The 25728-nt window shown below is 65.4% G+C and carries 28 protein-coding genes; 5 read left to right on the plus strand and 23 right to left on the minus strand.

What is annotated here, in order from left to right; genetic code table 11:
* Window positions 1-9: 9 nt before the first annotated feature.
* The 3 genes from ctaD to OOZ63_RS05125 all read right to left on the minus strand — a co-directional run bounded on the left by ctaD (window position 10) and on the right by OOZ63_RS05125 (window position 4075).
* Window positions 10-1632, minus strand: coding sequence for a cytochrome c oxidase subunit I (gene ctaD, locus OOZ63_RS05115; protein WP_266004330.1), 1623 nt, complete (start codon window positions 1630-1632; stop codon window positions 10-12).
* Window positions 1633-1662: 30 nt separating this feature from the next.
* Window positions 1663-2841, minus strand: a complete 1179-nt coding sequence (gene coxB, locus OOZ63_RS05120; RefSeq protein WP_416234699.1) for a cytochrome c oxidase subunit II — start codon at window positions 2839-2841, stop codon at window positions 1663-1665.
* A 301-nt stretch (window positions 2842-3142) separates the two neighbouring features.
* Window positions 3143-4075, minus strand: a complete 933-nt coding sequence (locus tag OOZ63_RS05125) for a biotin synthase (protein ID WP_266004332.1) — start codon at window positions 4073-4075, stop codon at window positions 3143-3145.
* 21 nt (window positions 4076-4096) lie between these two features.
* Between OOZ63_RS05125 and OOZ63_RS05130 the strand changes: the two genes are divergently transcribed.
* Window positions 4097-4843 carry a ComF family protein gene (locus OOZ63_RS05130; protein WP_266004333.1) on the plus strand — a complete coding sequence of 249 codons (747 nt, stop codon included), beginning with the start codon at window positions 4097-4099 and terminating at the stop codon, window positions 4841-4843.
* A 10-nt stretch (window positions 4844-4853) separates the two neighbouring features.
* On the plus strand, window positions 4854-5324 hold the full coding sequence (trmL, locus tag OOZ63_RS05135) for a tRNA (uridine(34)/cytosine(34)/5-carboxymethylaminomethyluridine(34)-2'-O)-methyltransferase TrmL (protein ID WP_266004334.1): 471 nt from the start codon (window positions 4854-4856) through the stop codon (window positions 5322-5324).
* A gap of 1 nt (window position 5325) precedes the next feature.
* On the opposite strand, the gene OOZ63_RS05140 is transcribed toward trmL, so the two are convergent.
* The 8 genes from OOZ63_RS05140 to OOZ63_RS05175 form a co-directional block, all read right to left on the minus strand.
* The gene (locus OOZ63_RS05140) at window positions 5326-6288 is read right to left on the minus strand and encodes a Bug family tripartite tricarboxylate transporter substrate binding protein (protein ID WP_266004336.1); all 963 of its coding nucleotides are present in this window, start codon (window positions 6286-6288) and stop codon (window positions 5326-5328) included.
* A gap of 17 nt (window positions 6289-6305) precedes the next feature.
* Window positions 6306-7313, minus strand: coding sequence for an NAD(P)H-dependent glycerol-3-phosphate dehydrogenase (locus OOZ63_RS05145; protein WP_266004338.1), 1008 nt, complete (start codon window positions 7311-7313; stop codon window positions 6306-6308).
* A 91-nt stretch (window positions 7314-7404) separates the two neighbouring features.
* Entirely contained in the window at window positions 7405-7872 is a 468-nt protein-coding gene (gene secB, locus OOZ63_RS05150; protein WP_137943127.1) for a protein-export chaperone SecB, read from the minus strand.
* A 91-nt stretch (window positions 7873-7963) separates the two neighbouring features.
* Window positions 7964-8224 carry a glutaredoxin 3 gene (grxC, locus tag OOZ63_RS05155; protein ID WP_266004339.1) on the minus strand — a complete coding sequence of 87 codons (261 nt, stop codon included), beginning with the start codon at window positions 8222-8224 and terminating at the stop codon, window positions 7964-7966.
* A 9-nt stretch (window positions 8225-8233) separates the two neighbouring features.
* Window positions 8234-8641 carry a rhodanese-like domain-containing protein gene (locus OOZ63_RS05160; RefSeq protein WP_266004341.1) on the minus strand — a complete coding sequence of 136 codons (408 nt, stop codon included), beginning with the start codon at window positions 8639-8641 and terminating at the stop codon, window positions 8234-8236.
* A gap of 57 nt (window positions 8642-8698) precedes the next feature.
* Window positions 8699-10213, minus strand: coding sequence for a methyl-accepting chemotaxis protein (locus OOZ63_RS05165; protein ID WP_266004342.1), 1515 nt, complete (start codon window positions 10211-10213; stop codon window positions 8699-8701).
* Between the two features lie 43 nt (window positions 10214-10256).
* The gene (locus OOZ63_RS05170) at window positions 10257-10682 is read right to left on the minus strand and encodes a hypothetical protein (RefSeq protein WP_266004343.1); all 426 of its coding nucleotides are present in this window, start codon (window positions 10680-10682) and stop codon (window positions 10257-10259) included.
* Between the two features lie 17 nt (window positions 10683-10699).
* Entirely contained in the window at window positions 10700-11926 is a 1227-nt protein-coding gene (locus OOZ63_RS05175) for a porin (RefSeq protein WP_266004344.1), read from the minus strand.
* Window positions 11927-12125: 199 nt separating this feature from the next.
* Between OOZ63_RS05175 and gpmA the strand changes: the two genes are divergently transcribed.
* Window positions 12126-12869, plus strand: coding sequence for a 2,3-diphosphoglycerate-dependent phosphoglycerate mutase (gpmA, locus tag OOZ63_RS05180; protein WP_266004345.1), 744 nt, complete (start codon window positions 12126-12128; stop codon window positions 12867-12869).
* Here gpmA and OOZ63_RS05185 read toward each other — a convergent pair.
* Genes OOZ63_RS05185 through OOZ63_RS05220 form a run of 8 tightly spaced genes read right to left on the minus strand, consistent with a single transcriptional unit; the run spans window position 12854 to window position 19843 of the window.
* Window positions 12854-13753, minus strand: a complete 900-nt coding sequence (locus OOZ63_RS05185) for a ribose-phosphate diphosphokinase (protein WP_266004346.1) — start codon at window positions 13751-13753, stop codon at window positions 12854-12856. The genes gpmA and OOZ63_RS05185 overlap by 16 nt on opposite strands.
* Entirely contained in the window at window positions 13753-15315 is a 1563-nt protein-coding gene (locus tag OOZ63_RS05190; RefSeq protein ID WP_266004348.1) for a thymidine phosphorylase family protein, read from the minus strand. The genes OOZ63_RS05185 and OOZ63_RS05190 overlap by 1 nt, the downstream gene beginning before the upstream one ends.
* A gap of 44 nt (window positions 15316-15359) precedes the next feature.
* Window positions 15360-16091, minus strand: coding sequence for a lysophospholipid acyltransferase family protein (locus OOZ63_RS05195; protein WP_266004349.1), 732 nt, complete (start codon window positions 16089-16091; stop codon window positions 15360-15362).
* 1 nt (window position 16092) lies between these two features.
* Entirely contained in the window at window positions 16093-17409 is a 1317-nt protein-coding gene (locus OOZ63_RS05200) for a dihydroorotase (protein ID WP_266004350.1), read from the minus strand.
* The gene (locus OOZ63_RS05205) at window positions 17406-18368 is read right to left on the minus strand and encodes an aspartate carbamoyltransferase catalytic subunit (protein WP_266004351.1); all 963 of its coding nucleotides are present in this window, start codon (window positions 18366-18368) and stop codon (window positions 17406-17408) included. The genes OOZ63_RS05200 and OOZ63_RS05205 overlap by 4 nt, the downstream gene beginning before the upstream one ends.
* 16 nt (window positions 18369-18384) lie before the next feature.
* A complete protein-coding gene (pyrR, locus tag OOZ63_RS05210; protein WP_266004352.1) occupies window positions 18385-18879 on the minus strand; it encodes a bifunctional pyr operon transcriptional regulator/uracil phosphoribosyltransferase PyrR in 495 nt (164 codons plus the stop codon).
* Entirely contained in the window at window positions 18876-19268 is a 393-nt protein-coding gene (ruvX, locus tag OOZ63_RS05215; protein WP_266004353.1) for a Holliday junction resolvase RuvX, read from the minus strand. Before ruvX ends, pyrR begins: the two co-directional genes overlap by 4 nt.
* Window positions 19265-19843: a YqgE/AlgH family protein gene (locus OOZ63_RS05220; RefSeq protein ID WP_266004354.1), complete on the minus strand. Its 579-nt coding sequence runs from the start codon at window positions 19841-19843 to the stop codon at window positions 19265-19267. Before OOZ63_RS05220 ends, ruvX begins: the two co-directional genes overlap by 4 nt.
* A 33-nt stretch (window positions 19844-19876) precedes the next feature.
* Here OOZ63_RS05220 and OOZ63_RS05225 point away from each other — a divergent pair, with 33 nt between their 5' ends.
* The gene (locus tag OOZ63_RS05225) at window positions 19877-21304 is read left to right on the plus strand and encodes a cryptochrome/photolyase family protein (protein WP_266004355.1); all 1428 of its coding nucleotides are present in this window, start codon (window positions 19877-19879) and stop codon (window positions 21302-21304) included.
* Between the two features lie 62 nt (window positions 21305-21366).
* Window positions 21367-21747, plus strand: a complete 381-nt coding sequence (locus OOZ63_RS05230) for a VOC family protein (RefSeq protein WP_266004356.1) — start codon at window positions 21367-21369, stop codon at window positions 21745-21747.
* A gap of 164 nt (window positions 21748-21911) precedes the next feature.
* Here OOZ63_RS05230 and OOZ63_RS05235 read toward each other — a convergent pair whose 3' ends face one another.
* The 4 genes from OOZ63_RS05235 to OOZ63_RS05250 all read right to left on the minus strand — a co-directional run bounded on the left by OOZ63_RS05235 (window position 21912) and on the right by OOZ63_RS05250 (window position 25664).
* Window positions 21912-22295 carry a VapC toxin family PIN domain ribonuclease gene (locus OOZ63_RS05235; RefSeq protein ID WP_266004357.1) on the minus strand — a complete coding sequence of 128 codons (384 nt, stop codon included), beginning with the start codon at window positions 22293-22295 and terminating at the stop codon, window positions 21912-21914.
* Window positions 22296-22315: 20 nt separating this feature from the next.
* Complete coding sequence (locus OOZ63_RS05240) at window positions 22316-22519, minus strand: type II toxin-antitoxin system VapB family antitoxin (protein ID WP_266004358.1); 204 nt, start codon at window positions 22517-22519, stop codon at window positions 22316-22318.
* 104 nt (window positions 22520-22623) lie between these two features.
* The gene (locus OOZ63_RS05245) at window positions 22624-23643 is read right to left on the minus strand and encodes an alpha/beta hydrolase family protein (RefSeq protein ID WP_266004359.1); all 1020 of its coding nucleotides are present in this window, start codon (window positions 23641-23643) and stop codon (window positions 22624-22626) included.
* An 83-nt stretch (window positions 23644-23726) separates the two neighbouring features.
* Entirely contained in the window at window positions 23727-25664 is a 1938-nt protein-coding gene (locus tag OOZ63_RS05250; protein WP_266004360.1) for a metallophosphoesterase family protein, read from the minus strand.
* Between the last annotated feature and the right edge of the window lie 64 nt (window positions 25665-25728).

Consider the following 25728-nt stretch of genomic DNA (forward strand, 5'->3'; position numbering starts at 1 on the left):
AGACGGTCCTCAGCCAATCACCTTGGTGGCGCTGGCATTGAGCTTGGGCGGCTCCTCGAAGGTGTGGAACGGTGCCGGCGACGGCACTTCCCACTCCAAGCCTTCGGCGGCTTCCCAGGGCTTTTGCGGCGCCTTCTCACCCTTGCCGCGCATCATGGGCAGGACCACGAACAGGAAGAAGTAGACCTGCATGAAGCCAAAGCCGAAGGCACCAATGGAGGCAATCGCGTTGAAGTCGGCGTACTGCATCGAGTAGTCGGCATAACGACGCGGCATGCCGGCCAGACCCAAGAAGTGCATCGGGAAGAAGGTGATGTTGAAGGTGATCAGCGAGCCCCAGAAGTGGATCTTGCCGCGGGTCTCCGAGTACATCACACCGGTCCACTTCGGGCCCCAGTAATAGACGCCGGCAAACATCGAGAACAGCGATCCGGCCACCAGCACGTAGTGGAAGTGCGCAACGACGTAGTAGGTGTCCTGCACCTGGATGTCGATCGGCGCCATTGCCAGGATCAGGCCGGTGAAGCCGCCCATCGTGAACACAAAAATGAAGCCCACGGCCCACAACATCGGGGTCTCGAAGGTCATCGAACCGCGCCACATCGTCGCCAGCCAGTTGAAGATCTTCACGCCGGTGGGCACCGCGATCAGCATGGTCGCGTACATGAAGAACAGCTGGCCCGTCACCGGCATGCCGGTGGCGAACATATGGTGGGCCCAGACGATGAAGGACAGGATCGCGATCGAGGCGGTCGCATACACCATCGAGGCGTAACCAAACAGGCGCTTGCGGGCGAAGGCCGGCACGATCTGGCTGACGATGCCGAAGGCCGGCAAGATCATGATGTAGACCTCAGGGTGACCGAAGAACCAGAAGATGTGCTGGTACATGATCGGGTCGCCGCCGCCGGCCGGATTGAAGAAGCTGGTGCCGAAGTGGCGGTCGGTCAGCGTCATCGTGATCGCGCCGGCCAGCACGGGCATCACCGCGATCAGCAGATAGGCGGTGATCAGCCAGGTCCAGGCAAACATCGGCATCTTCATCAAGGTCATGCCCGGAGCGCGCATGTTCAAGATGGTGACGATGATGTTGATCGAACCCATGATGGACGAGGCGCCCAGAATGTGCATCGCGAAGATGCCGGCATCCATCGACGGGCCCATCTGCAGCGTCAGCGGTGCATACAGCGTCCAGCCTGCGGCGGGGGCACCGCCGGGCATGAAGAAGCTGGCAACCAGCATCAAAGCGGCCGGGATCATCAGCCAGAAGCTGAAGTTATTCATGCGCGCGAAGGCCATGTCCGACGCGCCGATCTGCAGCGGGATCATCCAGTTCGCGAAGCCGACGAAGGCCGGCATGATGGCGCCGAACACCATGATCAGGCCGTGCATCGTGGTGAACTGATTGAACAGTTCGGGGTTCACGAACTGCAGGCCGGGCTGGAACAGCTCGGCACGGATGGCCAGGGCCAAGAGGCCGCCGATCATCAGCATCGTGAACGAGAACAGCAGATAAAGGGTCCCGATGTCCTTGTGATTGGTGGCAAACACCCAGCGCCGCCAGCCCGTTGGGGCATGGTGGTCGTGATGGTCATGAACGTCGTGACCGTGATGGTCGAGCACTGCACTCATCTTGCTTTCCTTTTTTCGACGTCCGGGCGCTTACTTGCGAGCCGCCACGATTTCGGAGGGCTGAACGATCTGACCGGTCTTGTTGGTCCAGCTGTTCTTGGTGTAGGTGATCACGGCGGCGATCTCGGTGTCCGAGAGCTGCTTCCAGGCCGGCATCGCGCCGTTGGCAGCACCGTTGAGCAGCACCGCAATCTGCTTGCCATGATCGGCATCCAGCACCAGCGGCGAGGCGTCAAGCCGCTTGATCGGGCCGGCGCCGGTGCCGTCGGCCTTGTGGCAGGCGGCGCAGTTGGCGTTGTAGACCTTCTCGCCGCGCGCCACCAGGGCCGCCAGCTCCCAGACCTTGCTCGGATCATCGGCCTTGGCGGCCAGCTTCTTCTTCTCGCCGTCCACCCACTTGCTGTAGTCCTCGGCCGACACCACCTTGACGTGGATGGGCATGTAGGCGTGTTCTTTGCCGCACAACTCGGCGCACTGGCCGTAGTAGTCGCCGATCTTCTCGGCGCGGAACCAGGTGTCGCGCACAAAGCCGGGAATCGCATCTTGCTTGACGCCGAAGGCCGGCACCATCCAAGCGTGGATCACGTCGTTGGCCGTGGTGATGATGCGCACCTTCTTGTTGACCGGCACGACCAGCGGGTTGTCGACCTTGAGCAGATAGTTGTCGACAGCTTCGGGCTTGCCGGAGTCGGACATCTCGCGCTGCGTCGCGTCCAGCGTGGCCAGGAAGCCGATGCCCTCGCCCTCGCCCTTGAGGTAGTCATAGCCCCATTTCCACTGGTAGCCGGTGGCCTTGATGGTCAGGTCGGCATTCGTGGTGTCCTTCATCGCGACGACCACCTTGGTAGCCGGCAGGGCCATCAAGATCACGATCACGAAGGGCACGACGGTCCAGGCGATCTCGACCTTGACGCTCTCGTGGAAGTTGGCCGATACCGCGCCCTTGGACTTGCGGTGCTTGAAGATGGAATAGAACATCACGCCGAACACGGCGAAGAAGATGACCAGGCAGATGACCAGCATGAAGTTGTGCAACCACATCTGTTCGGCAGCGATCTTGGTGACCGGCTCGTGCAGATTGATCTGGTTGACTTTGGGGCCACCTGGCAAGTCATTCACCGCCAAGGCCGCCTGGCTGGCCAGCGTGGCACCGAAGGCCAACGCCAGCTGGCTGATCTGGCGCCCCAGCTGATGCACTCGTGCGTTCATCATCGTCATGGTCGTCGCTTCTAGTTCAAATTCAACCCACGGACTTAGCGGCAGAGAACGTTGTCGTTCGCTGCCGCTACATCCTTCGCAATCTTCGCCTGAGACCAGGTCACGCCTATGCAGGACACAGCGGGCGCAAAACTTCGGTGTATCACTTCTCGCCCGCCACCCTGTCGCACAAGACGACTGACCTGAATCAACAAGGGACTCGGGCCAATATGGCTGGAACCTGATCGGCGCCGGATTTTAGCCTACGCCTCTGTCGGCCCTGTGGTCTTTGCGCGTCGCTGCCCAGCCCCATTCACGATTCCTTGCCCGCCCCGCGCACCATCGTGCGCATTTGATCCAGAGAAACCCGGGTCTCGGCCGCCACCTTGAGCTTGGGGACAGGTTTGAACGCATGACCGTAGACCAGCTCCAAACCGAGCTGCAGGCGCCCATCTTGCCCGCGCAGACCCTCCAGGGCCTGCAAAAGCCGGCCGCGCCAGGCCCGCGAGCGCAGGCCGGGATGGCGCGCCGGCGACAGATTGCCGCCCAGCGCGCGCAGATCAGACAGAAGCCGCTCAGGCTCGCCCCAGGTCAACGTAATGCGCTCCTGGTCCATCACCGGATCGGCAAAACCTGCCCCCACCAGCATGTCACCGACATCATGCATATCGATCCATTCAGGCCCAGGCAAGCCCCAGCCCAGGGCCTCGTACAGCGGCCGCAGCTCGCGCAGACTGTCCGGCCCCAGGCAGGAGAACATCACAAAGCCGTCCACCGCCAGGGCCCGGTGCCATAGTTTCAGCAGCGCCTCTGGATCCGGGCTCAGGTGCAGATACATATTGGCCCACAGCAGCTGGGCCACACCCTCGCCCGCCTGCGAGGGCAGGCTTACCGCGGGTTCGGCCGCCGCACGCAACACCTGCTGCCACCAACCCTTCTTCTTGTGCTGTGCCAGGCTGCGTTCACGCAGCGCAGGCACCGGCTCCACCAGGAGCTGGGTGGCCTGGGGATAGGCCTGGCACAGATCCTCGCCGCTCCCCCCCAGGAACGCCGACCACTGCAAGACGCGCTCGGGCTGCAGCTTGATCACCGGCAGGCGCTCGGCCATGCGGCGCGAAATCTCGGCGTGCAGCCAGGGCGGATCATCGGCACGCGCCAGGCGGCGCAGGTGGTGGACCAGTGCCCGCGCATCGATCTGCTGGCGTTCGGGACGCCGGGCGTCGGTGGGTTCATCGGGCGGGGACATGGGGCGGCAGTATATTGAGCCATGGACCGCCGCGCCCTGGCCTCTTCCAAACCCTCTCTGGTGGAGCGGGTGCTGATGCGCTGCCCCGGCCAATGCGCGGTGTGCAGGGCCTGGTCGGCACAGCGCGTGTGCGTCGACTGCCTGATGCGTTACGCGCGCCCGGTGCCGCGCTGCTGGACCTGCGCGGCGAGGCTGCCGGCCGAGCTCACCGGTCATCCAGAACCAAAATGCGGCGCCTGCCTTCGCCATCCGCCGCCGCTGACGCGCTGCATCGCGGCGCTGGACTACGCCTTCCCTTGGGACGCCCTGCTGCAGCGCTACAAATTCCACCAGGCCCTGGACCTGCGCGAGACCCTGCTGGACCGGCTCGACCAGGCACTGGCCAGTGCGCAGGCCGAGGAGCCCGACTGGCTGCTGCCGGTACCCTTGTCCCACGAGGGCCTGCGCGAGCGCGGCTACAACCAGAGCCATGAGCTGACCCGCGCGCTGGCTAAGCGCCGCAAACTGGTCTTCCACGCCCATTTGCTGTTGCGCGTGAGAGATACTGCGCATCAACTCAAGCTGCCCCCGGAGCAGCGCGTCGCGAACGCGAAGCACGCCTTTGCGATCGAGCCCAGGAGAATGCGCGAGCTGCGCGGCTGCCATGTGGCTCTGGTCGACGATGTGATGACCACCGGCAACACCCTGTTCGAGCTGGCCAAGCTGCTGCGCAAGGCCGGGGTCAGCCGGGTGCAAGCCTGGGTGGTGGCGCGCACCGCAGAAAACTGATCACCAAGCCATGTTCAATATCGTTCTGGTCCAGCCGGAAATCCCGCCCAACACAGGCAACATCATCCGCCTAGCCGCCAACACCGGCTGCCGCCTGCACCTGATCGAGCCGCTGGGCTTCTCGATGGAGGACAAGCTGCTGCAGCGCGCTGGGCTCGACTATCACGAGTACGCCCAGTTGACTCGCCACACTGACTGGCAGGCCTTCCTCGACCAAGCAAGACCCGACCCCAAACGAATGTTCGCATTCACGACGCGCGGCAGCCGCCATTTCGGCGACGCGCGGTGGCAGCCCGGCGACTGGCTGGTGTTCGGCTCCGAGACTGCTGGGCTGGCGCCGGCGCTGCGCGAGAGCTTTGCGCCTGAGCAGCGCCTGCGTCTGCCGATGCGGCCCGAGCAGCGCAGCCTCAATCTCAGCAACAGCGTCGCGGTCGCGGTCTTCGAGGCCTGGCGGCAGAACGGCTACGCGGGCGCCGCCTGAACTACTCGGCGACCACCCCGGCCGCCTTGATCATCTGGCCCCAACGTCCGCGCTCGCTCTTCATCAACGCCGCCAGCGCATCCGGCGTCGACGCCGCAGCGCTGAAGTACTGGCTTAGCATCTTGCTGCGCACCTCGTCGCTCTTGATGATGCGCACGAGCTCGGTCGAGAGCCGCTGAACAATAGGCGAGGGAGTCTTGGCCGGTGCCAGCATGGCCTGCCAGGAGATCGCCTCGAAGCCGGCATAGCCCGACTCCGCCATGGTCGGCAGTTCGGGCAGCGAGCCAACCCGGCCAAGGCTGGTCACCCCCAGCGCCTTGAGCTTGCCGGCGCGCACCTGGCCCATCGCAATGCCAGGGACCATGAAGCCGGCCTGCACCTGGCCGGCCAGAATGGCATTGACCACCTGCGGGAAGCCCTGGTAAGGGACATGGACCAGATCGATGCCGGCGCGCTGCTTAAAGCTCTCCATCGCCAGATGGGCGGCACTGCCATTGCCGACGCTGCCGTAGTTCAGCTGACCCTTGCGCTCCCTTGCAATGCGCACGAAATCGGCCAGCGTGTGCGCGCCCATCTTGGGGTCAACCACCAGCACATTCGGACTGGTCGCAACCAGGCCGATCGGCTGCAGCTCCTTGACCGGGTCGTAGGCCAGGCGAGTGCTCAACAGCGGCGCCGTCACCAGCGGGCCCTGGATCGTGAACAGCAGCGTGTAGCCATCCGGCTCGGCCTTGGCCACCGCACCGGTGCCAATATTGCCGCCGGCGCCTGGACGGTTATCGATGACCACCGGCTGGCCCAGGCTGGCGGCCAGCGGCTCTGCGATCGCGCGGGCGATGATGTCGGGCGAGCTACCGCCCGGGAAGGGTACGATCAGCTTGATTGGGCGGCTGGGCCAGGCCTGCGCCAGCGCCGGCAAGGCCCATGAAGCGGCCACAGCCTGCAGAAGATGACGGCGTTGCATAGTGACTGAGTTCCTGTTCAGTGTTCGGGCCGCGCGTCGCGACCCATCAGCAGCTCGACGGCCTCGACTGGGCTCAAACGCCCCTCCAGCACGGCCACAACGGCAGCGGTGATCGGCATGTCGACACCGACGGCAGCGGCGCGCGCCAGGACGGTCGGCGCGCTGTAGACGCCCTCCGCCACATGGCCCAGCTGCTGCAAGATCTGCGGCAGCGCCAGGCCTTCGGCCAGTAGCAGACCGACGCGGCGGTTGCGCGACAGATCGCCCGTGGCAGTCAACACCAGGTCGCCGATGCCCGACAGGCCCATGAAGGTTTCGGTACGCGCGCCCAGCGCCTGCCCCAAGCGCAGCATTTCGGCAAGGCCACGGGTGATCAGTGCGGCGCGGGCATTCAGACCCGGCATCCAGTTGCCGGCCACGGCACGCTTGCCCAGGCCGTCGGCAATACCCACCGCAATGGCCATCACGTTCTTGACCGCACCGCCAACCTCGACGCCGACCGGATCTGCCGAGGTATAGACGCGCAGCCGTTCGCTGTGAAAGGCGTCCACCGCCAGTTGCGCCAGCGCCGCATCGCCGCTGGCCGCCACCAGGGCAGTGGGCTGGCCGGCCGCGACTTCCTGCGCAAAACTCGGGCCAGACAGGATGCCCACGCGCAGCTGCGGCTGCACGGCAGCCGCGATCTGGTGTCCCAGCAGACCGGTGCCGGCCTCGAAGCCTTTACACAGCCACAGCACGCCCGCTCCATCGGGCAGCGCGGCCAGCATCTCGCGCAGCGCGGCCATCGGTGTGGCGACAATCAGCAGGCCATCGCGGCCATGGGCGATGGCCGCCGCCAGATCAGTACTCAGCGCCAGGCTGTCGGGCAGGACCGTGTCGGGCAAATAGCGGCGGTTACGTCGGGTCGCGGCCATCTCGGCCGCGGCGGCGCCGTCGCGCGCCCACAGCACCACCTGGTGGCGTGCGGCGGCCTGGATGGCCAGCGCCGTGCCCCAGGCTCCGGCACCAAAAATCGTGATCTTCATCGCTTGGAAGACTGCTTTGAGGGCAGCCCTGAGATGCAAAAACGCCCCGGCCGCGTTTGCTGCTCGGGGCGCATCATCAACGAGACCCGTCTCAGTTGATCGTCGGGGTTGCGGCCTGCTCGGCGCGCTGAGCCTGCTGGGCTTCGAACATGGCCTGGAAGTTAACTTCCGTCAGCAGCACCGGCGGGAATCCGGCGCGGGTGCAGACGTCCGAAACCACTGCACGCAGATAGGGATAGATCATCTGCGGGCAGACGATGCCGACAATGCCCTCAACCTGGTCCTGCGGCAGATTGCGGATCTCGAAGATGCCAGCCTGCTTGGCTTCGATCAGGAACAGGGTCTTGTCGCCATTGACCTTGGTCGTCACGGTGGCGGTCACGCAGACCTCGTAGATGCCGTCGGCCACCGGCTCTGCGGACAGCGCGAGGTTGATGTCGACCTGGGGCTGGGCCTGGTCCAGCAGGATCTGGGGCGAATTCGGCTGCTCCAGCGACAAGTCCTTCAGGTACATGCGCTGGATCTGGAACACGGGGGTGTTGTTGCTCTCGTCGGCCATGATGTCTTTCCAAATAAAAGCCCGTCGGCCAAGCGCCACGGGCAGCAGGGCGGGATTATGGCCCAGGCCAACCGGACACTATCCCCTGCGCTCAGGCGCCTTGCAAGAGCGTCTGCAAGCCCCCACGCTGGTCCAGAGCCATCAAATCGTCACATCCGCCGACATGGGTGTCGCCGATGAAGATCTGCGGCACCGTACGGCGCCCGGTCAGGGCCATCATCGCGTCTCGTGCAGCCGGGTCCATATCGATGCGGACCTCCTCGATCTGCTCGACGCCGCGCTGCTTCAGCAGGCTCTTGGCCCGCACGCAGTAGGGGCAGACCTGGGTGGTGTACATCTTCACGGCTTGCATAGGAATATCTCAGGCGTTCTTCTCGACAGGCAAATTCGCTTCACGCCAGGCATTGACGCCACCGGCAAGCGGCTGGGCTTTTTCATAACCCAGCTTGCGCAGCATGCCAGCAGCGCGCGCGGCGCGTGCGCCGGTTTGGCACACCACCACCACAGGCAGGGCCTTGTTGCTGGGCAGTTGCTTGTGGCCCTCTTGCAGGGCAGACAGCGGGATGTTGCGGGCGCCACCGACGTGCGACGCGGCAAACTCAGCCGGCTCGCTGACATCGATCAGCACCGCTTTCTCACGGTTGATCAGGCGCACGGCCTCGGCTGTCGAGATGGCCGCGCCGCTGCGCGCCAGGCTCGGCCATAGCAGCAAACCGCCGGACGCAAACGCCGCCAGCACCAAATACCAGTTGTCGAGCAGGAAGTTCAAGGGCAGGTCCGATTGGGGAAAAGGGCCGGATTATAAAACCCGGCCATCCGATGGGCCTCAGCTCAGCTTGAAGGTCGATACCGCCGTCTGCAGCGCCTGGGCCTGCTGCTCCAGGCTGCTGGCCGCTGCGGCGGCCTGCTCGACGAGGGCCGCGTTCTGCTGGGTCATCTGATCGAGCTGAGTGATCGATTGGTTGACCTGGCCGATGCCGGCGCTTTGCTCACTGGAAGCGGCGGTGATCTCGCCGATGATGTCGGAGACCCGCTGCACGCTGGCCACAATCTCGCTCATCGTGCTGCCGGCGTCCTGCACCAGGCGCGCGCCGGTCTCGACCTTGTCGACCGAAGTGCCGATCAGGCCCTTGATCTCCCGGGCCGCCTCGGCGCTGCGCTGCGCCAGCGAGCGCACCTCGCCGGCCACGACCGCGAAGCCACGACCCTGCTCGCCGGCCCGTGCCGCCTCGACCGCCGCGTTCAACGCCAGGATATTGGTCTGAAAAGCGATGCCATCGATCACGCCGATGATGTCGGCAATCTTCTTCGAGCTGGCATTGATCTCGTCCATGGTCGCGACCACTTGGCCCACGACTGTGCCACCGCGCTGCGCCACCGCCGCTGCCGATCCGGCCAGCTGATTGGCCTGGGCGGCGGCTTCCGCACTCTGACGCACCGTGCCGGTCAGGTCCTGCATATTGCTGGAGGTCTGCTCCAGCGAGCTGGCCTGCTTCTCGGTGCGCAGCGACAGATCATGGTTGCCGACCGCGATCTCGCGCGAGGCCACGGTCATCGAGTCGGTGCCGCTGCGGACATTGGCGACGATGGCCGCCAAACCCTGCGACATCGCCCGCACCGCCGCCAGCAGGCTGGCCTCGGCGCCGGGTGCCACAGCGATGGTCTGCGACAAATCACCGTCGGCCATCATCCGCATCACATCCCGGGCGTACTCGGGCTCGCCACCGAGCTGGCGCCAGACGCTGCCGATCACCAACCAGGAGCCGACCCCGAGCGCCAGCACCACCACCAGGCCGCTGATGAGGATGGCCATCAGGCTGGCCGATACACCGTCATTGGCGCGAGCCAAGCCTGACTCGAAGCCATCATTGGCCTCCACTCGCGCCTGTGCCACCACCGCCTCGACGGCCTTCAGGGCCGCCTGCATCTTGGGCACGGCGCCGGCCTGGTCGCCCTGCTTGATACCCATGAAGAGCTCGGCCGTCTCGACCGAGGCCGCGAAATAGACCTCGAAGCTGGTCTTCAGCTTGGCGCCGATCTCGGCCTTGCCGTCGATGCGCGCGATCGCGTCGAGCAGCTTGCGCATCGTCGCGGCGCGCTCATTGGCTTCGTCCAGGCGCTTCTTCTCGCCCTCGGCCACCGCACTCTGTATCGTCACTCCCAGCGCCTCCAAATTGGAGGCGAACTGGGTGGTGGCGTCCAAATAGGGGTAGTCGACCTGCCCCACCGAATCGATGGCCGCCGAGGTGCGGGTCGAGAACGCCCACACCACGGCAATGCCCACGGCAAAGATCAAGGCGGCAAAAGCTGGCAGCAGCCAGATCCGGGTTCGGACATTCATTGAGAGTCTCCAGCGGCGTGACGCCACGGCCTTTCTTGGGATATCAATCGACGCTCAGCACAACCTTGACGCTGCCGTCCACCGCCGACTTCTCGACATAACCGATCGCATCGGCATTGGCGGCGACGAACTTCTTGATCTCGGCAGAGCTTGCCAGCTCCTTGGGCGGCGTGGCCTTGCCCGAGAACACCAGGCGCGACCAGGCCGCCTTGACCTGGGCGGCCTGCTTGCCGGTCACCTTGGTATAGAACTGCTCGCGCACGGCCGCACTCTCAGGCTGGTCCAGCGCCGCGGCGGTGGCGCCGCCAGGCAAGGTATTGCTCTTACCGAGAAAGATACCGGCCACCTGGTCTGCCGTCATGGCGGCTGTGGCGCTCTTCGGGTTGACGATCACGGCCACCTGGGCCTGGGCCAGGCCGGCAGCGGCCAGGGCCAGCACGCTCAAGGAGAGACGAAGTTTGTTTTTCATCATGACTGCACCCCGTCTCAGAACACCACATCCACAGCAAGGCTGTAGACATTGACATGGCCACTGCCAAAGCCAGGCTGGACACGGGTGAATAGGCCGGCCCCCTTGGGGCTGATGCGGTCGAACTGGGTCTTTACCGCCACATTGCGCATCGCGTCCCAGCGCAGGCCCAGGGCCACCGTCTTTTGCTCCGTGCGCTGGCCTTCGACCGTGCCGTCCACCAGGGCTTTCAGACCGTTGAGCTGGGGCGACAGGCCCAGAGGAATGGTGTTGTCGACATTGTTGTCGTCCACCTTCAGGCGCGACAAGGTGAGGTAGGGCGTGAACTTGCCGACCCGGTAGCCCAGGGTCGTGTACCAGCCTGTGGTGTCAGGGATATAGGTCTTGGTGCGGCGCAAGGTGTACTCGCTATTGAACAGCCAGTTGCCCTCATCGAAAGCCAGGCCGACGCCGGTGAAGCTGACGTCCTTGGAGCGCGCCGACAACTGGTCACCGACGCTGGAGACGGTCGGCAAAGGCACGCCGCGCAGGCCGGCCACCAATTGGTCCAGGGTGGCGCTCTCAACCGTGATCTTGCCCACCGCATGGCCCAGGCGCAGCGTGATGCCACCGTCTAGCTCGGCCGTGGTGTTGAAGCCCATCAGGTCCTTCAACTTGAGCTTGGTGCGCTCGAAGTGTGCCGACGAGCTGCCGGCGAACACCTGGGCACTGACCGTGGCCGAGCCAATATTCGTCTGATACAGACCGTCAACACCATCGAAATGGCTGACCGGCACCTGGCCGTAGACATCCAGTGGCGGGCGCAGCCAGGTGTTGGCATAGCCGACATCGCGGAAATCAGAGACCGCAAAGAACGGCGCGCCCATGCGGCCGGCGCGCATCGCCAGCGAAGGCAGCAGTTGCGCCTTGACGAAAGCCCACTCCAGCTCGGGAGTGAAGCTGCCCTTGCCGTTGTGCTTGGTCAGCAGCTGGGCGGTGCCGGAGAACACCGAGTTGAGCCGGCCGGTGGCCTGCAAGCCCAGCTTGCTGTCGACCTCGCCACTGAAGGACTTATCGCCACCTCGGACCTGGCCGGGCAGCACATAGTGGGCCTCGTTCGTGTTCGTGCCCACCACACCTAGCGTGGCAAAGCCCGAAAACGTGAACGCGGACTGGGAGCTCTGTGCCTGCGCGCCCAGGCTCGCCACAGCGGCGACCAGGGGCAACAGACGGCACAGGCTCGATCGAGCGGTCGACAACATCATCACAACGTCTCCTTCAACGACAAACTGGTTTGGTGGGCGAGCACAGCACAGACGTGCGCTGTTCGCCCCGCATATCACTGGGTTTTCGGCCACCGCCGCCCAGTCTTGAGTCACAACTGGCGGGCAATAGCCCGGCTTTTGCTCGCATTTAGAATCGCGCCAGCCCAAAAACGGGCTGCATCCAACAAGACCCACGTCCATGTACAAGCTCGTGCTCATTCGCCATGGCGAATCCACCTGGAATCTCGAAAACCGTTTCACCGGCTGGACCGATGTCGACCTGACCCCCACGGGCGTCGAACAAGCCAAGCAGGCCGGCCGCCTGATCAAGCAAGCCGGGCTGGATTTCGATGTCGCCTACACCTCGGTGCTCAAACGCGCCGTCTGGACGCTGTGGCACTGTCTGGACCAGATGGATCGCACCTGGCTGCCGGTGGTGCACGAGTGGCGCCTCAATGAGCGCCACTACGGCGCGCTGCAAGGCCTCAACAAAGCCGATATGGCCAAGCAATACGGCGACGAGCAGGTGCTGATCTGGCGCCGCAGCTACGACACACCGCCGCCGGCGCTGCAAGCCAGCGACCCGCGCAGCGAACGCAGCGATATCCGCTACGCCAAGCTCAAGGACGGCGACGTGCCGCTGACCGAATGCCTCAAAGACACGGTGGCCCGCGTGATGCCTTTCTGGAACGAAAGCCTTGCGCCCGCGATCCTATCGGGTAAACGCCTAGTCATCGCGGCCCACGGCAACAGCATCCGCGCCCTCGTGAAGTATTTGGACAATATTGGCGACAACGACATCGTCGGCGTGAATATTCCCAACGGCATCCCGCTGGTCTACGAGCTTGATGCCAACCTGAAGCCGATCAAGAGCTACTACCTGGGCGACGCCGAGGCGGCCGCCAAGGCCGCAGCGGCGGTCGCCAATCAGGGCAAGGCCTGACTCTGTAGAGGCCGCAGCGCTGCGGTCAGCAGCGGCACCACGCTGACGGCATTGCTGGCATGCGGCACGCTGTTGCTGCTCCACACATGGCGCACGCCGGCCGCTTGCAGCGCAGGCAGCGCGTCGCCATTGAACAGCGCGTGGGTCACCGCCACATCGACCGAGGCCGCGCCACGCGCCAGCAGGCCCTCGGCGGCGCCGATCAAAGTGCGGCCGGTCGAGGCCATATCGTCCAACAGAACCACTGCCCGGCCTCGCACCTCGACCTGGGGCAGTGCCAGGCTGACAGCATGGTCGCCATGGCGGACCTTGTGGCCCACCGCATGATCCAGACCGCCGGCCCGGGCCGCCTCCCTGACCCACTGGCCCGATTCCTCATCGGGGCCGAGCAGCAGCGCGGCGTTCATCCGCTCGGCGATCCAGCGCCCCAGCAGCGGCGCGGCCGATAGTGCAAGACCCGTCCCCGCCGGCATCACCTCGTCCAGGCTGGCGATGCGGTGCAGATGCGGGTCTATCGTCAGCACGTGGTCGAACTGCGAGGCCAGCAGCCGCGCGATATGGCGCTGGCTGACCGCCTCGCCGGGCGTGAACTCCATGTCCTGGCGCATATAGGCCAAATAGGGGCTGACCAGAGTCAGGGCTTGCGCGCCCAGCTCGCGGGCAGTGGGCGCGGCGATCAGGAGTTCGACCAGCTTCTCGTTGGGCTGCTGCAGACCGCGCAGAAGAATCACGCGCGCAGGCAAGGCCTTGGGCAGGACCAGGCGCAGCTCGCCGTCGGGAAAGCGATGGCGGGTCACAAAGACCAGCGGCACGTCCAGGGCCTGCGCCAATTCCTCGGCCAGCGCTCGTTCATCGTCAAAGGCAAGCAGCAGGGTGTCGGTCATCACAGCGAGAAGAGTGAACCGCCGGCAAAGTCGTGCGGCAGTTGTTCGGGGGCACCGACGCGGCAGCCGGGGTCCTTGTCGGCGTGAGCGCGGGCAAAGGCCAGATCGGCGTCAAACGCGGCATGGATGCGGTACAGCGGCTCGCCGCAGCGCACCGGGTCGCCCAGTTTCTTCAGCAGCAGCAGACCGGCACCGGCTGCCTGGGGCGCACCGGCCAGGCGGGCGATACGGGCGATGCGCAGATTGTCGAGTTCGATCACGACCCCGTTCTCGCTGGCCAGCACCTCGTGGGTCAGCGTGCCCAAGGCTGGCCTATCCGCACGCCGGCCCTGGGCATCGATGATGGCGTTGAAGCGGGCCAGCGCGCGGCCGCAGTCAAGGATGTCCCGGGCGATCTGCTCACCCTGGCCGCCGCGCACTTCGGGATCGAACTCGATCATGCGGCCGGCCAGCCGCAAGGACTTCTGACGCAGATCCTGCGGTGCGTCGGGTTCGCCCCGCAATACAGCCATCACGTCGCGCGCCTCCAGCACGGGGCCGATACCGGCCCCGATGGGTTGGCGGCCATCGGACAGCACCACATCGAGCTGCAGGCCCAGATGGCCGGCCACGTACTCGAACAGCTTCTTCAGGCGCTGGGCCTCGGGGGCCGAACGCACCTTGGCGCTGGGCCCCACGGGAATGTCCAGCACCAGGTGCGTGGCTCCCGCCGCGACCTTCTTGCTGAGGATAGAGGCCACCATCTGGCCCGGCGAGTCAATGGACAGCGGACGCTCGACCGAGATCAAGATGTCGTCGGCCGGCGAGAGGTCGGCCGTGCCGCCCCAGGCCAGGCAGGCCCGGGTCTGGCGCACGATCTCGACCATGCGCTCGAAGCTCAGCTCAACATTCGCAAGCACCTCCATGGTGTCGGCCGTGCCGGCAGGCGAGGTGATGGCGCGCGAGCTGGTCTTGGGACACAGCATGCCGTGCGCCGCGACGATGGGCACGACCAGCATCGAGGTGCGATTGCCGGGAATGCCCCCTATGCAGTGCTTGTCCACCACCAGGCCGGCGCCGACCTGGTGCTGCCAATCGAGCTTGCGACCCACGGCGATCATGGCCTCGGTCAGATGCAGCACCTCCTCGCGGTCGAGCTCATACTGGTTGGTCGCCACCACGAATGCAGCCAGCTCGATCTTGGAATAACGGGCCGAGGCCACATCGCGGATGATGGCGGCCAGCTCCTGCTGGCCAAGCCGCTCGCCATTGATCTTGCGGTGCAGTGCGGCAATCGAGGCCGGCGGCTCAGCGTGCGCAATACTGGCGCTGTGGCCCTCAAGCACGCCCAGGCGCTTGAAGGCGTCCTCGCTCAGGCCCAGCTCACAATTACTGACGATGCGTTCGTCATCGACCACATTGAGCACAGCCAGGATCAGTTGCCCGTTGGCATGGACCTCGACCTTGGACAAGGCCTGGAAGCCGGCCGCCCGCACCACCGGGCAGTCGCGGTGCAGGTAGACCACGTTCTCGCGCCAGGTGTCGATGCCGACCCGGCGTATTTGCAGCGGTGCAAGCGTCATACCCCGACTGTAGGTCAGCAACATGCGACCCGGGCTCGGTTAGATCAAGCCAGTGCGTCGGCAATCTCGCCGCGCAGGCGTTCGGCCAGCGCGCGCCTATCGGCGTGTGCGCTGCTGTGAGCGCTCAATATCTGAATCTCGATGGCCAGGCCCTTTGCACTGGCCACGCTCCACAGGCTATGCACCAGCGTCATGTCGCCGACAAAGCGGGCCGTCGTGCTGAAGCGCTCACCCGGCTCATGCCAGCGCAGCACCACCGGTTGGATCGGCATCTCGGTGGCGATCGCCGCCTGCAGCAAATTGGCATGGAAGGGCAAGGGCTGCGGGCCGGGGCCGGTCGTGCCCTCGGGGAAGACTGCCACGGTGTCGCCGGCCTGCAGTGCCTCGGCCGTCTGGTGTACGACACGCAAGGCATCGCGCTTGCTGGAACGCTCAATGAACAAGGTGTTCACGCCCACCACCAGCATGCCCACGACAGGCCAGTGCTTGAGCTCGGCCTTGGAGACAAAGCGAGCCTCGGGCAGCACCGCATGCATGGCCGCGATGTCCAGCCACGAGACATGGTTGGCCACTACCAGCTTGGCACCCGGCCGGCTCTGGCCGCACAGCTGCAGCTCGACCCCCAGCAAGCGCAAGGTCTTGCGCGACCACCACTGGATGTAGTGCTGGCGCTGCGACTTGGCCAGACCATCGAAGCGCAAGGCGATCAGCGCCAGGCCATGCATGATGTGCAGGCTCAGGCGCAGCAAGCGCCACACGGCGATGGGGGCTCGCATCTCAGCTCGCCGAGGTCTTGGCTTCGTGGGCGATATGGCCCGCCACCAGGGTGTAGCGCACCCGGCCCGGCAGCTCAAATCCGGTGATGTCGGCGGCGAACGGCGTGTACTTGCCCTGACTCAGCAGCTGATCCGGCGTGACCGCCCAGCGCGAGCCCGCATCGAAGACGCAGACATCGGCCACACCGCCCTCGACCAGACGGCCAGCGCTGGCCGACAGCGAGCCCAGCGCATTGCCCAGCACCCGCACCGGCTCATTGCTGACCACGGCCAGCGCACGCGCCAGCGGCAGCTGCAGATCCTCGGCCCACTTCAGCGCCAGGCTCAAAAGCAGCTCCAGCCCGGTGGCGCCAGGTGTGGCCTCGGCGAAAGGCAGCATCTTCTCGTCCTCGTCGACCGGCATGTGGTCGGACACCAGCGCGTCCAAGGTGCCGTCGGCCAGGCCGGCGCGCAGCGCATCGCGATCACGCCCCTGGCGCAGCGGCGGCGTGACCCGCATCGCCGAGTTGAAGTAGCCGATGTCGATGTCGCTCAGATGCAGCGAGTTGATCGACACATCGGCAGTCACGTTCAGGCCTTCGCGCTTGGCCGCGCGCAGCAACTCGACGCCGGCGGCGCTGGAGAGGCGACACAGATGGACGCGCGCGCCGGTCACCCGCACCAGTTCGAAGATGGTGTGCAGGGCCACGGTCTCGGCCGCCACCGGCACGCCGGACAGGCCCAGCCGTGTCGCGACCGCGCCGCTGGCAGCGACACCGCCAGCCAGCCAGGGGTCCAGCGGGTGCAGCCAGACCGTGTAGTCGAAGGTGGCCGCGTACTGCAGCGCGCGCAGCAGGATCTGCGTGTTGCGGATCGGATGGTCGGCTTGAGAGAAGCCGACGCAGCCGGCCTCGGTCAGCTCGGCCATCTCGGTCAGCGCCTCGCCGGCCAAGCCGCGGGTCAGTGCACCCAGCGGGAATAGACGGCACAGGCTCAGCTTGCGGGCGCGGAACTTCAGCATCTCGACCAGGCCCGGCTCGTCAAGCGCCGGGTCGGTGTCGGGCGGGCAGACCAGGCTGGTGACGCCGCCGGCCGCGGCCGCATTGAGCTCGCTCTCCAGCATGCCCTCGTGCTCATGGCCAGGCTCGCGCAGCCGCGCCGCCAGATCCACCAGGCCGGGGGCCACCACAAGACCCGTCGCGTCGATGACGCGCTGGGCCTCGAACTCGCTGACATCGCCCAGCGCGACGATGCGGCCCGAGGCAATCGCTAGATCGCCGATGCGGTCCAGGCCGGAGGCCGGGTCGATCAATCGACCGTTCTTGATCAGGATCTTCATGCTTCGTTTCCAGCCAGAATGCTCATCACCGCCATGCGCACCGCGATGCCGAAGGTCACTTGCGGCAGGATCACGCTTTGCTTGCCGTCGGCCACGGCGGAGTCGATCTCGACGCCGCGGTTGATCGGCCCCGGATGCATCACGATGGCATCGGGCTTGGCCAGCGCCAGTTTCTCCGGCGTCAGACCGAAGTTTTTGAAAAACTCGCCGGCGCTGGGCAGCATTGCGCCACTCATGCGTTCGTTCTGCAGGCGCAACATGATGATGACGTCGGCGTCCTTGATGCCCTCGGTCATATCGTGGCAGACCCGTACCCCCATCTCGCGCAGATCGCCGGGCACCAAGGTCTTGGGGCCGACCGCGCGGATCTCGGGCACGCCCAGGATGTTCAGCGCATGGATGTCGGAGCGGGCGACGCGCGAATGCACGATGTCGCCGACGATGGCCACGGTCAGGTTGCGGAAGTCCTTCTTGAAATGCCGGATCGTGTACATGTCCAGCAGGCCCTGCGTCGGATGCGCGTGACGGCCGTCACCGGCGTTGACCACGTGGACATGGGGCGCGCAGTGCTGGGCGATCAGATAGGGCGCGCCGCTCTCGCTGTGGCGCACGACGAACATATCGGCATGCATCGCGGACAGGTTGGCAACCGTGTCGAGCAGGGTCTCGCCCTTGGCCGTCGAGCTGCGCGCAATGTCCAGGTTCAGCACATCGGCCGACAGGCGCTTGGCGGCGATCTCAAAAGTCGTGCGGGTGCGGGTGCTGTTCTCGAAAAAGAGATTGAACACCGACTTGCCGCGCAGCAGCGGCACCTTCTTGACCTCGCGGTCGTTGACCGAGAGAAAGGTCCCGGCGGTGTCCAGGATCTGATGGATCACGGCTTGGGGCAGGCCCTCGATCGACAGCAGATGGATCAGCTCGCCGTGCTTGTTCAGTTGGGGATTTCGTTTACTCAGCATCTGGTCATCCCCTCGCTCATTGCACATCGAAACTGAAGCGGCCATCGACGGCGCGCGCCAGTCGAAGCTTGTGCTCGGCCGCCAGCGTCACGCGCGCGGCCGAGAATGCCGGCTCGATCGGCAGCTCGCGCCCGCCCCGATCCACCAGCACCGCCAGCGTGACGCTGGCCGGGCGTCCGAAATCGAACAGTTCGTTGATCACGGCCCGCGTCGTGCGGCCGGTATAGAGCACATCGTCGATCAGCAGCACTGGGCGGCCATTGACGTCAAAGGGCAGCTTGGTGTGGTCGGCACTGGCACTCATGCCCTTGGAGCCGAAGTCGTCGCGGTGCAGCGAGCTGGAGATCGCGCCGGGCTCGCCCGCCAGACCCAGGTCCTTGTGCAGGCGCTCGGCCAGCCAGGCCCCGCCGGACCAGATGCCCACCAGCGCCGCTTCAGGCATCAGCAGCCGGCGCACGCCCTTAAGCAGGTCTGCATAAAGGGCTTCGGCATCAAGTAGAAGTGTGCTCATGGATGCTCACGAAAAAACTGTTCAAGAATCAGGGCAGCAGCGGCCGAGTCGATATCGCGGGCACCCAGGCTTTGAGCCTCAACGCTGGTGTAACGCTCGTCGACCTCGAAGACCGGCAGGCGAAAGCGCCCTTTGAGCTGGCGACCGAAGCGGCGAGCCCGCAGTGTGATCTCGTGTTCGGCGCCGTCGGGATGGAAGGGCACGCCGATCACCAGCCCCTCGGGCTGCCATTCCTTGATCAGCTTGGCAATCGCCTCGAAGCGGGCATCGCCTTCGAGGTGGATGCTCTTGAGCGGTTCGGCGTTTCCGCAAAAGCGGCTGCCGGTGGCCACGCCCAGACGCTTGATGCCGTAGTCGAAGGCCAATAGCGATTGCAGCGTGCCGCTCATGCGTGGCCGGCGTCCGTGCTGAGCATGCGTGGATCGATGCCCAGCAGGCCCAGCGCCCGCTCGTAGCGCAGCTCGATCGGAGTCTCGAAGATGATCTCGGGCGTGGCGTTGACGGTGAGCCAGCCGTTGCGACCGATCTCTTCTTCGAGTTGGCCGGCGGCCCAGCCGCTGTAGCCCAGGGTCACCAGCACCTTCTTCGGACCGGCGCCGTTGGACAGCGCCTCCAACACATCGCGGCTCGTGGTCATCTCCAGGCCGCCGGGTACGGCTAGCGTGGCGTTGTAGTGGCCGCCGGTGGCATCCAGCGGCTCGTGCAGCACAAAACCGCGCTCGGTTTGCACGGGGCCGCCGTAGAACACCGGTCTGGCGGCCAGATCATCGTCGTCCAGGCTCAGCTCGACCTTCTCGAACAGATTACCCAGGGTCAGCGCAATCGGCTTGTTGATCACCAGGCCCAGCGCACCCTTGTCGTTGTGCTCGCACAAGTAGACCACCGCGCCGGCAAAAGTGTCGTCCGCCATGCCAGGCATGGCGATAAGGAACTGATTGGAGAGGGCCATCTGGTGCTTGGACATCCAAGCATTTTATTCGTAGGCGACACTTCCCCGATGCAAAAGCTTCACGACAAGGCCCTGCTCTGGTTCCGGCGCGATTTGCGCCTGGACGACCAGGCCGCCCTCTACCACGCCCTGAGTTCGGCGCGTCAGCTGTTCTGCTGCTTTGTGCTCGATGCCGAGATTCTCGATGCCCTGCCCCGGGCCGATCGCCGTGTCGAGTTCATTCTGCAGGCCCTGGGCCAGCTTGATGCGGCGCTGCGCGCACGGGGCGGCGCGCTGATTGTGCGCCACGGCCGGGCCGCCGAGCTGCTGCCGCAGTTGGCCGCCGAGCTGGGCGTGCAGGCTGTGTTCGCCAACCATGACGACGAACCCCAGGCTCTGGCGCGCGACGCCCTGGTGGCCGAGCGCCTGGCCAGCTTCGGCTGCCAGTTCCGCAGTTTCAAGGACCATGTGGTCTTCGAGCGCAGCGAGGTGCTGACGGCACTGGGCAAACCCTATGGCGTGTTCACGCCCTACAAGAACGCCTGGCTCAAAAAGCTCACGCCGTTTTATGTGCGGGCCTATCCGGTCGAGCGCTACGTCGATGCCCTCACGACCAGCCCCCTGGCCCGGGGCGTGCCTGATCTTGCCGAGATCGGCTTCAAGCCGGCCGGGCTGGCGAGCCATCTCGGCGCTGACCGGGCCGACGCCTTGCTGGACGATTTTCTGGACCGCATTGATCGCTACGACAGCACTCGCGACTTCCCCGCCGTCAAAGGACCCAGCTATCTGAGCGTGCATCTGCGCTTCGGCACCGTCTCAGTCCGGCGCCTGGCCCGCGAGGCTTGGCAACGCGCGCAGGCCGGCGAGCGCGGCGCCGAGGTCTGGCTGTCCGAGCTGATCTGGCGCGACTTCTATCACCAGGTCATGCACCACCACCCGCAGGCGATGACTGGCGCCTTCCGACCCGAATACAACGCCATCCAGTGGGAACAGGGTCCGCTGGCTGAAGCCCTGTTTCGGGCCTGGTGCGAGGGGCGGACCGGCTATCCGCTGGTCGACGCCGCGATGCTGCAGCTCAATCAGACCGGTTATATGCACAACCGCCTGCGCATGGTGACGGCCAGCTTTTTGATCAAGGACCTCGGCATCGACTGGCGCTGGGGCGAGCGCTACTTCGCCGAGCAGTTGCTGGACTTCGATCTGGCCGCCAACAACGGCGGCTGGCAATGGGCCGCCTCCAGCGGCTGCGATGCCCAGCCCTGGTTTCGCATCTTCAACCCCGTCACGCAGAGCGAGAAGTTCGACGCCGACGGCAAATTCATCAAGCGCTACCTGCCCGAGCTCGCCGCGCTGCCGGCCAAGCTGATTCATGCCCCGTGGCTGGCCGGCCCGCTGGCCGCACCGGACTATGCGCCGCCCCTGGTGCGCCATGACGAGGCGCGCGAGCGCACGCTGGCGCGCTATGCGGTAGTCAAGAGCCGCAACCTGCCGGACTGAGCGAGACCCGGCACCCTCGTCCATTCGGGCGCACCACTCAGATTCGACCTCCCCGTCTACCCATGCGCCTGAATCAAATCACGGTCCCCGCCCTCAACGTCGCGACTTCGATCGAGTTCTATCAGGGAATCGGCCTGCGGCTCATCGTCAAGTCATTACCGGACTACGCACGCTTGGAAACGCCAGAGGGTGAGTCCACGTTCTCACTGCATCGCGTCGGCTCGATCGCCCGTGAAACTGGCTTCGTCGTCTACTTTGAATGCGCCGATCTCGACTCCAAAGTTGAGCATTTGCAAGGGCAAGGCTATGTTTTCGACCAACTACCCAAAGACGAGCGATGGCTTTGGCGTGAGGCGCGGCTGCGCGACCCATCCAGGAACGTCGTCTGCCTTTACTTGGCCGGCGAGAACCGCCGGTTTCCTCCGTGGCGCTTGCAAGAGTGAGCATCACCACCAGCGCCCTGCGCGCAGCAACCATACGGTGCGGCCTCATGAGAAGCACATATCAGGGAGCTGCACTGCGATGGCAGCACCGTGGGACAAGTCTTGAATTTGGAGCCCTCATGCCACCGGACCAATTGGCTGACCTGCGGCCTGCGTCGCCCGGGTCAGTGCTTGGACGGGTGATGCATGACGCCATATCGCTCCGCCAGTGCTGCCAGCCGCTTGTCCAGGGACCATAGCGCGGCTCCAGGAGTCAGCATGACGGAGACCAGCAGCGTCAGGTCGATCAACCCACAGCCAAGGCCGTAAAGCTGCTCCTTCTCCACGAATGCCAGAACCTCGCCGAGGCTGGCGTGCTGCGCTTGCCCCAGCAAGCGGATATCGCCGAGGGTGCGGGTGCGATCAGGCGGTGTGCCGCAGGCCAGCTCGCCCCAGATGAACGGGTGCGCCAAGGCGGCATCCGACACCAGCAATCCGACCAGATGCTCGCTGCGCTCCCGAAAGTGCGCGACCCAGACGGAGGTGTCGATGAGCACCGCACGGCTCATATGGCTTTCCCTTCCCTCTTTTACTCCGTCAATTCCGCGCGCTGTCGCGGGATGTCTTGCATCTGCGGCGCTCGCGAACCCAACGCGGCCAGCCGGCTGGCCGCCCGCACCCGCACAAAGGTCTTCACCGCCTCGCGAAACAGGTCCGCCTTGTCCATCGCCGGGTCGGCCAGCTCCAAGGCCTTTGCGTACAGCTCGTCCTCAATCGTGACCGTGGTTCTCATCGCGGGCCTTCTTCATCAAATTTGATGCAATATTGCATCAAATTAGGTGGCGAATCAAGCTTGCCTTGAATATGAAGTCCTCATGCCGACGGACACCACCCCGCTCAGGGCAACGCTGAGGCACTGCCAGCGCCGGGCCGCACCCAGCGCGCCAGCAGGCCGCCGTGGCGCTCGCCCCAGCTCAGCAGGCTCTCGCCCTGCCCGTCGAACACCTGGCTCAGAAAGGCCAGGGTCAGCTCGCGGGTGGCGGTCTTGAGCTTGGGATTGAGCGCGAGGCCGCCGGTGCCATCGCGATCGGTGAAGACGCTGTGCGAGCCGCCCTCGAACACCACCAGTGACTTGGTGGCGCTGCCGGTGGCGTCAAACACCCGCAGCCGGTCCTGTGCGTCGGAGTAGTAGCCGGGGATGCGTATCACGTCCTCGGTCGCTGTGATGTGCAGGGTCGGGATGTTGACCGAGCCCAGGATGGCCGCCGGATCGGGTTCGCCATAGAAGGGCGGAGCCGAGATGATCAGCGCCGCCTTGAAGCGCTCGTCGCGCAGATCCATCACTGCACCCTGGCGCGCCACACGCGCGCCGGCGAGCAGCAGGCTGGTGTTGGCGCCGTACGAATGGCCGGCCGCGACAATGCGCCGCGCATCGATGCGCGCGCCCCACTCGCCCTGCAGCAATTGGTCCAGCGCGAAGCTGACATCGCGGGCCCGGTGGATCGCCTCGCGCTCCTGGGCCGCGTCCTGCAGCCGCCCGACCAGCCCCCAGGGGCTACCCGCCCAAAGCTGGCGGTCGCTGCCAACATGCTGGACATGCAAGCTGGCATAGCCCTGGCTCGCCCAGTACTGGCCCAGATAGCTGTAGCCGCGCCGCGAGCCGCCAATGCCGTGTGAGAACACGATCAGCGGCACCGGCACGCCGCTGGCGTCCGCCTGCGCCGGCCAGTACAGCCGCACCGGCACGGCGCGCTGGCGTTGCGCGTCCTGCCAGTCCAGGTCCTGGCCCTGAATCGCCGGCATGCCCGCCCCGCTCGGCGGCATCGCCTGGGCCCTGGACAGGCCAGGCACACCGGCCGATAGCGCGGCAGCCAGCAAAAGGGCAAAACCCCGGCGGGCAGACATCTGAGCAAGCATCTTTTTGGACTCCTTGGCCGACCAGTATGGGGCCAGGCCCGAGGCCTGGCAGAAGTCAGGGCTTGTGCGCCGCACCTGCCTCCTCAGGGACGGGCGATCAGAGCAAAACGGCCCTCCTGGGACACGCGGGCCCAGAAGGTCTTGTTGGCCGCATCGAAGCCGACGACCACCGGTGCGGACGCGCATGACCCGGTCACATCGGCCGGCGCCGTCGTCAAATAGGCCGCCGCGTAGGGCTTGGCGCTCAGGCAGTTGCTGGGAGCCAGCGCCTGCCAGCGTCCGGCAGCATCCTGGCGCGCCAGCATGAGCTGCTCGGGCTTGAGATCCTTGGGCAGCCCGAACTCCAGCACATAGCGGTCACCCTGCCCCTCGGCGTCCAGATCCCAGCGCTTGCTGGCCCAGGCCGGCAGCTGCACAGGCTGCTTGCCGGCCTCGCTGCCATCGCCCAGGGAGCCGGCCAGGCCGGTGTCCACGGCGATGTCCTTCACCCGACCATAGGCATCGATATAGGTGCCGCCCTGGCCGGCCGTACCGCTGATGCTCAGCACCTCAGACTGCAGCCCCTCGACCTTGGGCTCCCAGGCCAGGATCAGCTGCTTCTTCAGATCGATGGTGGTGGCGCGCACCTCCACTTCCTCATTGGCCTGGCCGATGTTCACCAGGCGTGCCCGCTGGCTGTTGTTCAAGTTGGGACGCCAGCTCTCGTGCGCGATGAACATATGGCGCTGCATCAGCGACAGCATCTCGCGGTTGCTGGCCGCCTCGGTCTTGCCGGGCTCGGCGCTCATGCTGCGGGTGCGGGTGTCGTGGCGGTTGAAGCTGAGGTTCTCGCCGTCCAGCACGCGCGCGGCTACGCCCTGAGGCGAGGGACAGTTGCTGCTGCGGTAGCTGGTGTCATAGATGTTGTTGCGCTGGATGGTGGCTGGGAAGCTCGCCGGGAATACCAGCTTGTCGCAGCTCGCGGCACTGCGGCGGAAGCGGTCGAAGAGCTGCCACTTCGGCTGAGCCAGCTCCTTTGGACCGTCTTCGTTGCGCATCACGCTGTGCTCGGCGAACCAGGCCTTGAAGTCCAGCACATCGTCCTTGAAGTCGAGGATGGAGGCATTGACGTCCAGCGTTCCGGTCGCCTCGGTGCGAGCTTTCAGCATCAGGGTGTTCTGCACCAACTCATGCTCGCCGAAACGGTTTTCATAGCCTTTGTACGAGGCGCTGCCGGAAACGATCTGCATGAAGGGACGCTGCGCGGGATCGCGGATCAGGCTGCGGGCGTACATGTGCTCATGGCCCGACACATAGACCACCTCATGCTCGGCAAGCAGCTTGCGGTACTTGTCGTAGACACCCCTGAAGGCCACGTCGCTGTCCTCTGAACGATAGCCCTCGACGATGCGCTCGCGCAGCAAACCGTACTTGTTGCCGACGAAGGAGTTGTGGGTCTGCAGCACGATGTGCTTGGCCTTGGCGCGGTGCTTGACGATGGTCTGCTCAACGAAGTCGTAGGCATAGGGCATCCAGCCATAGGACACGTTGATGAAGAGCACGCCGTTGCGCAGCAGCGCGTAGTTTTTGTTGCGCGCACCGTCCATATGCTCGGCATCCGCCGGGATCAGGTCGGCCACCAGGTCATGCCAGTCCTGGTCCAGGCCCTTGTTGTCATGGTTGCCCATCACCGGCAGGAAGGTCATCTGGCCCTTGTAGGCATCGGCCACCTCGCGCCACTGCCGGTACTCTGCAGCTGAGCCGAATTCCGCAAGATCGCCCACCACCAGCACCACATCGACCTTCTGCTGCTTGTAGAGCTCCAGTAAGGCCCGCATCGGATGGACGGCCGCGTTCTGGCCGCCACCCTGGGTGTCTGGCAGGACGCCCACGCGCAGCGCCTGGGCGGGCGCCGGTGCCGGAGCCGGGGCCGGGGCCGGTGATGGCGCAGGGGCCGGCGCGGGAGTCGTATCGTCGCTGCCGCCACAGGCGGCCAGTAGGACTGCCAGGCCCAGGGCCGCGCTCGTCTTCTTGGTGATCATCACGGTGCCTTTTCATTGTTGAGAGGCCGTGATGCTGGTCAGCCGAGATGGCGTAGCCGTGACA

Source organism: Paucibacter sp. PLA-PC-4 (genome assembly GCF_026241155.1).
Lineage (GTDB): Bacteria > Pseudomonadota > Gammaproteobacteria > Burkholderiales > Burkholderiaceae_C > Roseateles_E.

Excerpts from the sequence above, each read along its gene's own strand:
- OOZ63_RS05220 (WP_266004354.1), bottom strand. The coding sequence starts at position 19,843 with ATGTCCAAGCACCAGATGGCCCTCTCCAATCAGTTCCTTATCGCCATG.
- coxB (WP_416234699.1), bottom strand. The coding sequence starts at position 2,841 with ATGAACGCACGAGTGCATCAGCTGGGGCGCCAGATCAGCCAGCTGGCG.
- OOZ63_RS05130 (WP_266004333.1), top strand. The coding sequence starts at position 4,097 with ATGGACCGCCGCGCCCTGGCCTCTTCCAAACCCTCTCTGGTGGAGCGG.
- OOZ63_RS05245 (WP_266004359.1), bottom strand. The coding sequence starts at position 23,643 with ATGCTTGCTCAGATGTCTGCCCGCCGGGGTTTTGCCCTTTTGCTGGCT.
- OOZ63_RS05140 (WP_266004336.1), bottom strand. The coding sequence starts at position 6,288 with ATGCAACGCCGTCATCTTCTGCAGGCTGTGGCCGCTTCATGGGCCTTG.
- secB (WP_137943127.1), bottom strand. The coding sequence starts at position 7,872 with ATGGCCGACGAGAGCAACAACACCCCCGTGTTCCAGATCCAGCGCATG.
- pyrR (WP_266004352.1), bottom strand. The coding sequence starts at position 18,879 with ATGAGCACACTTCTACTTGATGCCGAAGCCCTTTATGCAGACCTGCTT.
- OOZ63_RS05230 (WP_266004356.1), top strand. The coding sequence starts at position 21,367 with ATGCGCCTGAATCAAATCACGGTCCCCGCCCTCAACGTCGCGACTTCG.
- OOZ63_RS05190 (WP_266004348.1), bottom strand. The coding sequence starts at position 15,315 with ATGACGCTTGCACCGCTGCAAATACGCCGGGTCGGCATCGACACCTGG.
- gpmA (WP_266004345.1), top strand. The coding sequence starts at position 12,126 with ATGTACAAGCTCGTGCTCATTCGCCATGGCGAATCCACCTGGAATCTC.
- ctaD (WP_266004330.1), bottom strand. The coding sequence starts at position 1,632 with ATGAGTGCAGTGCTCGACCATCACGGTCACGACGTTCATGACCATCAC.
- OOZ63_RS05195 (WP_266004349.1), bottom strand. The coding sequence starts at position 16,091 with ATGCGAGCCCCCATCGCCGTGTGGCGCTTGCTGCGCCTGAGCCTGCAC.
- grxC (WP_266004339.1), bottom strand. The coding sequence starts at position 8,224 with ATGCAAGCCGTGAAGATGTACACCACCCAGGTCTGCCCCTACTGCGTG.
- OOZ63_RS05200 (WP_266004350.1), bottom strand. The coding sequence starts at position 17,409 with ATGAAGATCCTGATCAAGAACGGTCGATTGATCGACCCGGCCTCCGGC.
- OOZ63_RS05125 (WP_266004332.1), bottom strand. The coding sequence starts at position 4,075 with ATGTCCCCGCCCGATGAACCCACCGACGCCCGGCGTCCCGAACGCCAG.
- OOZ63_RS05175 (WP_266004344.1), bottom strand. The coding sequence starts at position 11,926 with ATGATGTTGTCGACCGCTCGATCGAGCCTGTGCCGTCTGTTGCCCCTG.
- trmL (WP_266004334.1), top strand. The coding sequence starts at position 4,854 with ATGTTCAATATCGTTCTGGTCCAGCCGGAAATCCCGCCCAACACAGGC.
- OOZ63_RS05235 (WP_266004357.1), bottom strand. The coding sequence starts at position 22,295 with ATGAGCCGTGCGGTGCTCATCGACACCTCCGTCTGGGTCGCGCACTTT.
- ruvX (WP_266004353.1), bottom strand. The coding sequence starts at position 19,268 with ATGAGCGGCACGCTGCAATCGCTATTGGCCTTCGACTACGGCATCAAG.
- OOZ63_RS05225 (WP_266004355.1), top strand. The coding sequence starts at position 19,877 with ATGCAAAAGCTTCACGACAAGGCCCTGCTCTGGTTCCGGCGCGATTTG.
- OOZ63_RS05165 (WP_266004342.1), bottom strand. The coding sequence starts at position 10,213 with ATGAATGTCCGAACCCGGATCTGGCTGCTGCCAGCTTTTGCCGCCTTG.
- OOZ63_RS05250 (WP_266004360.1), bottom strand. The coding sequence starts at position 25,664 with ATGATCACCAAGAAGACGAGCGCGGCCCTGGGCCTGGCAGTCCTACTG.
- OOZ63_RS05240 (WP_266004358.1), bottom strand. The coding sequence starts at position 22,519 with ATGAGAACCACGGTCACGATTGAGGACGAGCTGTACGCAAAGGCCTTG.
- OOZ63_RS05205 (WP_266004351.1), bottom strand. The coding sequence starts at position 18,368 with ATGCTGAGTAAACGAAATCCCCAACTGAACAAGCACGGCGAGCTGATC.
- OOZ63_RS05145 (WP_266004338.1), bottom strand. The coding sequence starts at position 7,313 with ATGAAGATCACGATTTTTGGTGCCGGAGCCTGGGGCACGGCGCTGGCC.
- OOZ63_RS05185 (WP_266004346.1), bottom strand. The coding sequence starts at position 13,753 with ATGACCGACACCCTGCTGCTTGCCTTTGACGATGAACGAGCGCTGGCC.
- OOZ63_RS05170 (WP_266004343.1), bottom strand. The coding sequence starts at position 10,682 with ATGAAAAACAAACTTCGTCTCTCCTTGAGCGTGCTGGCCCTGGCCGCT.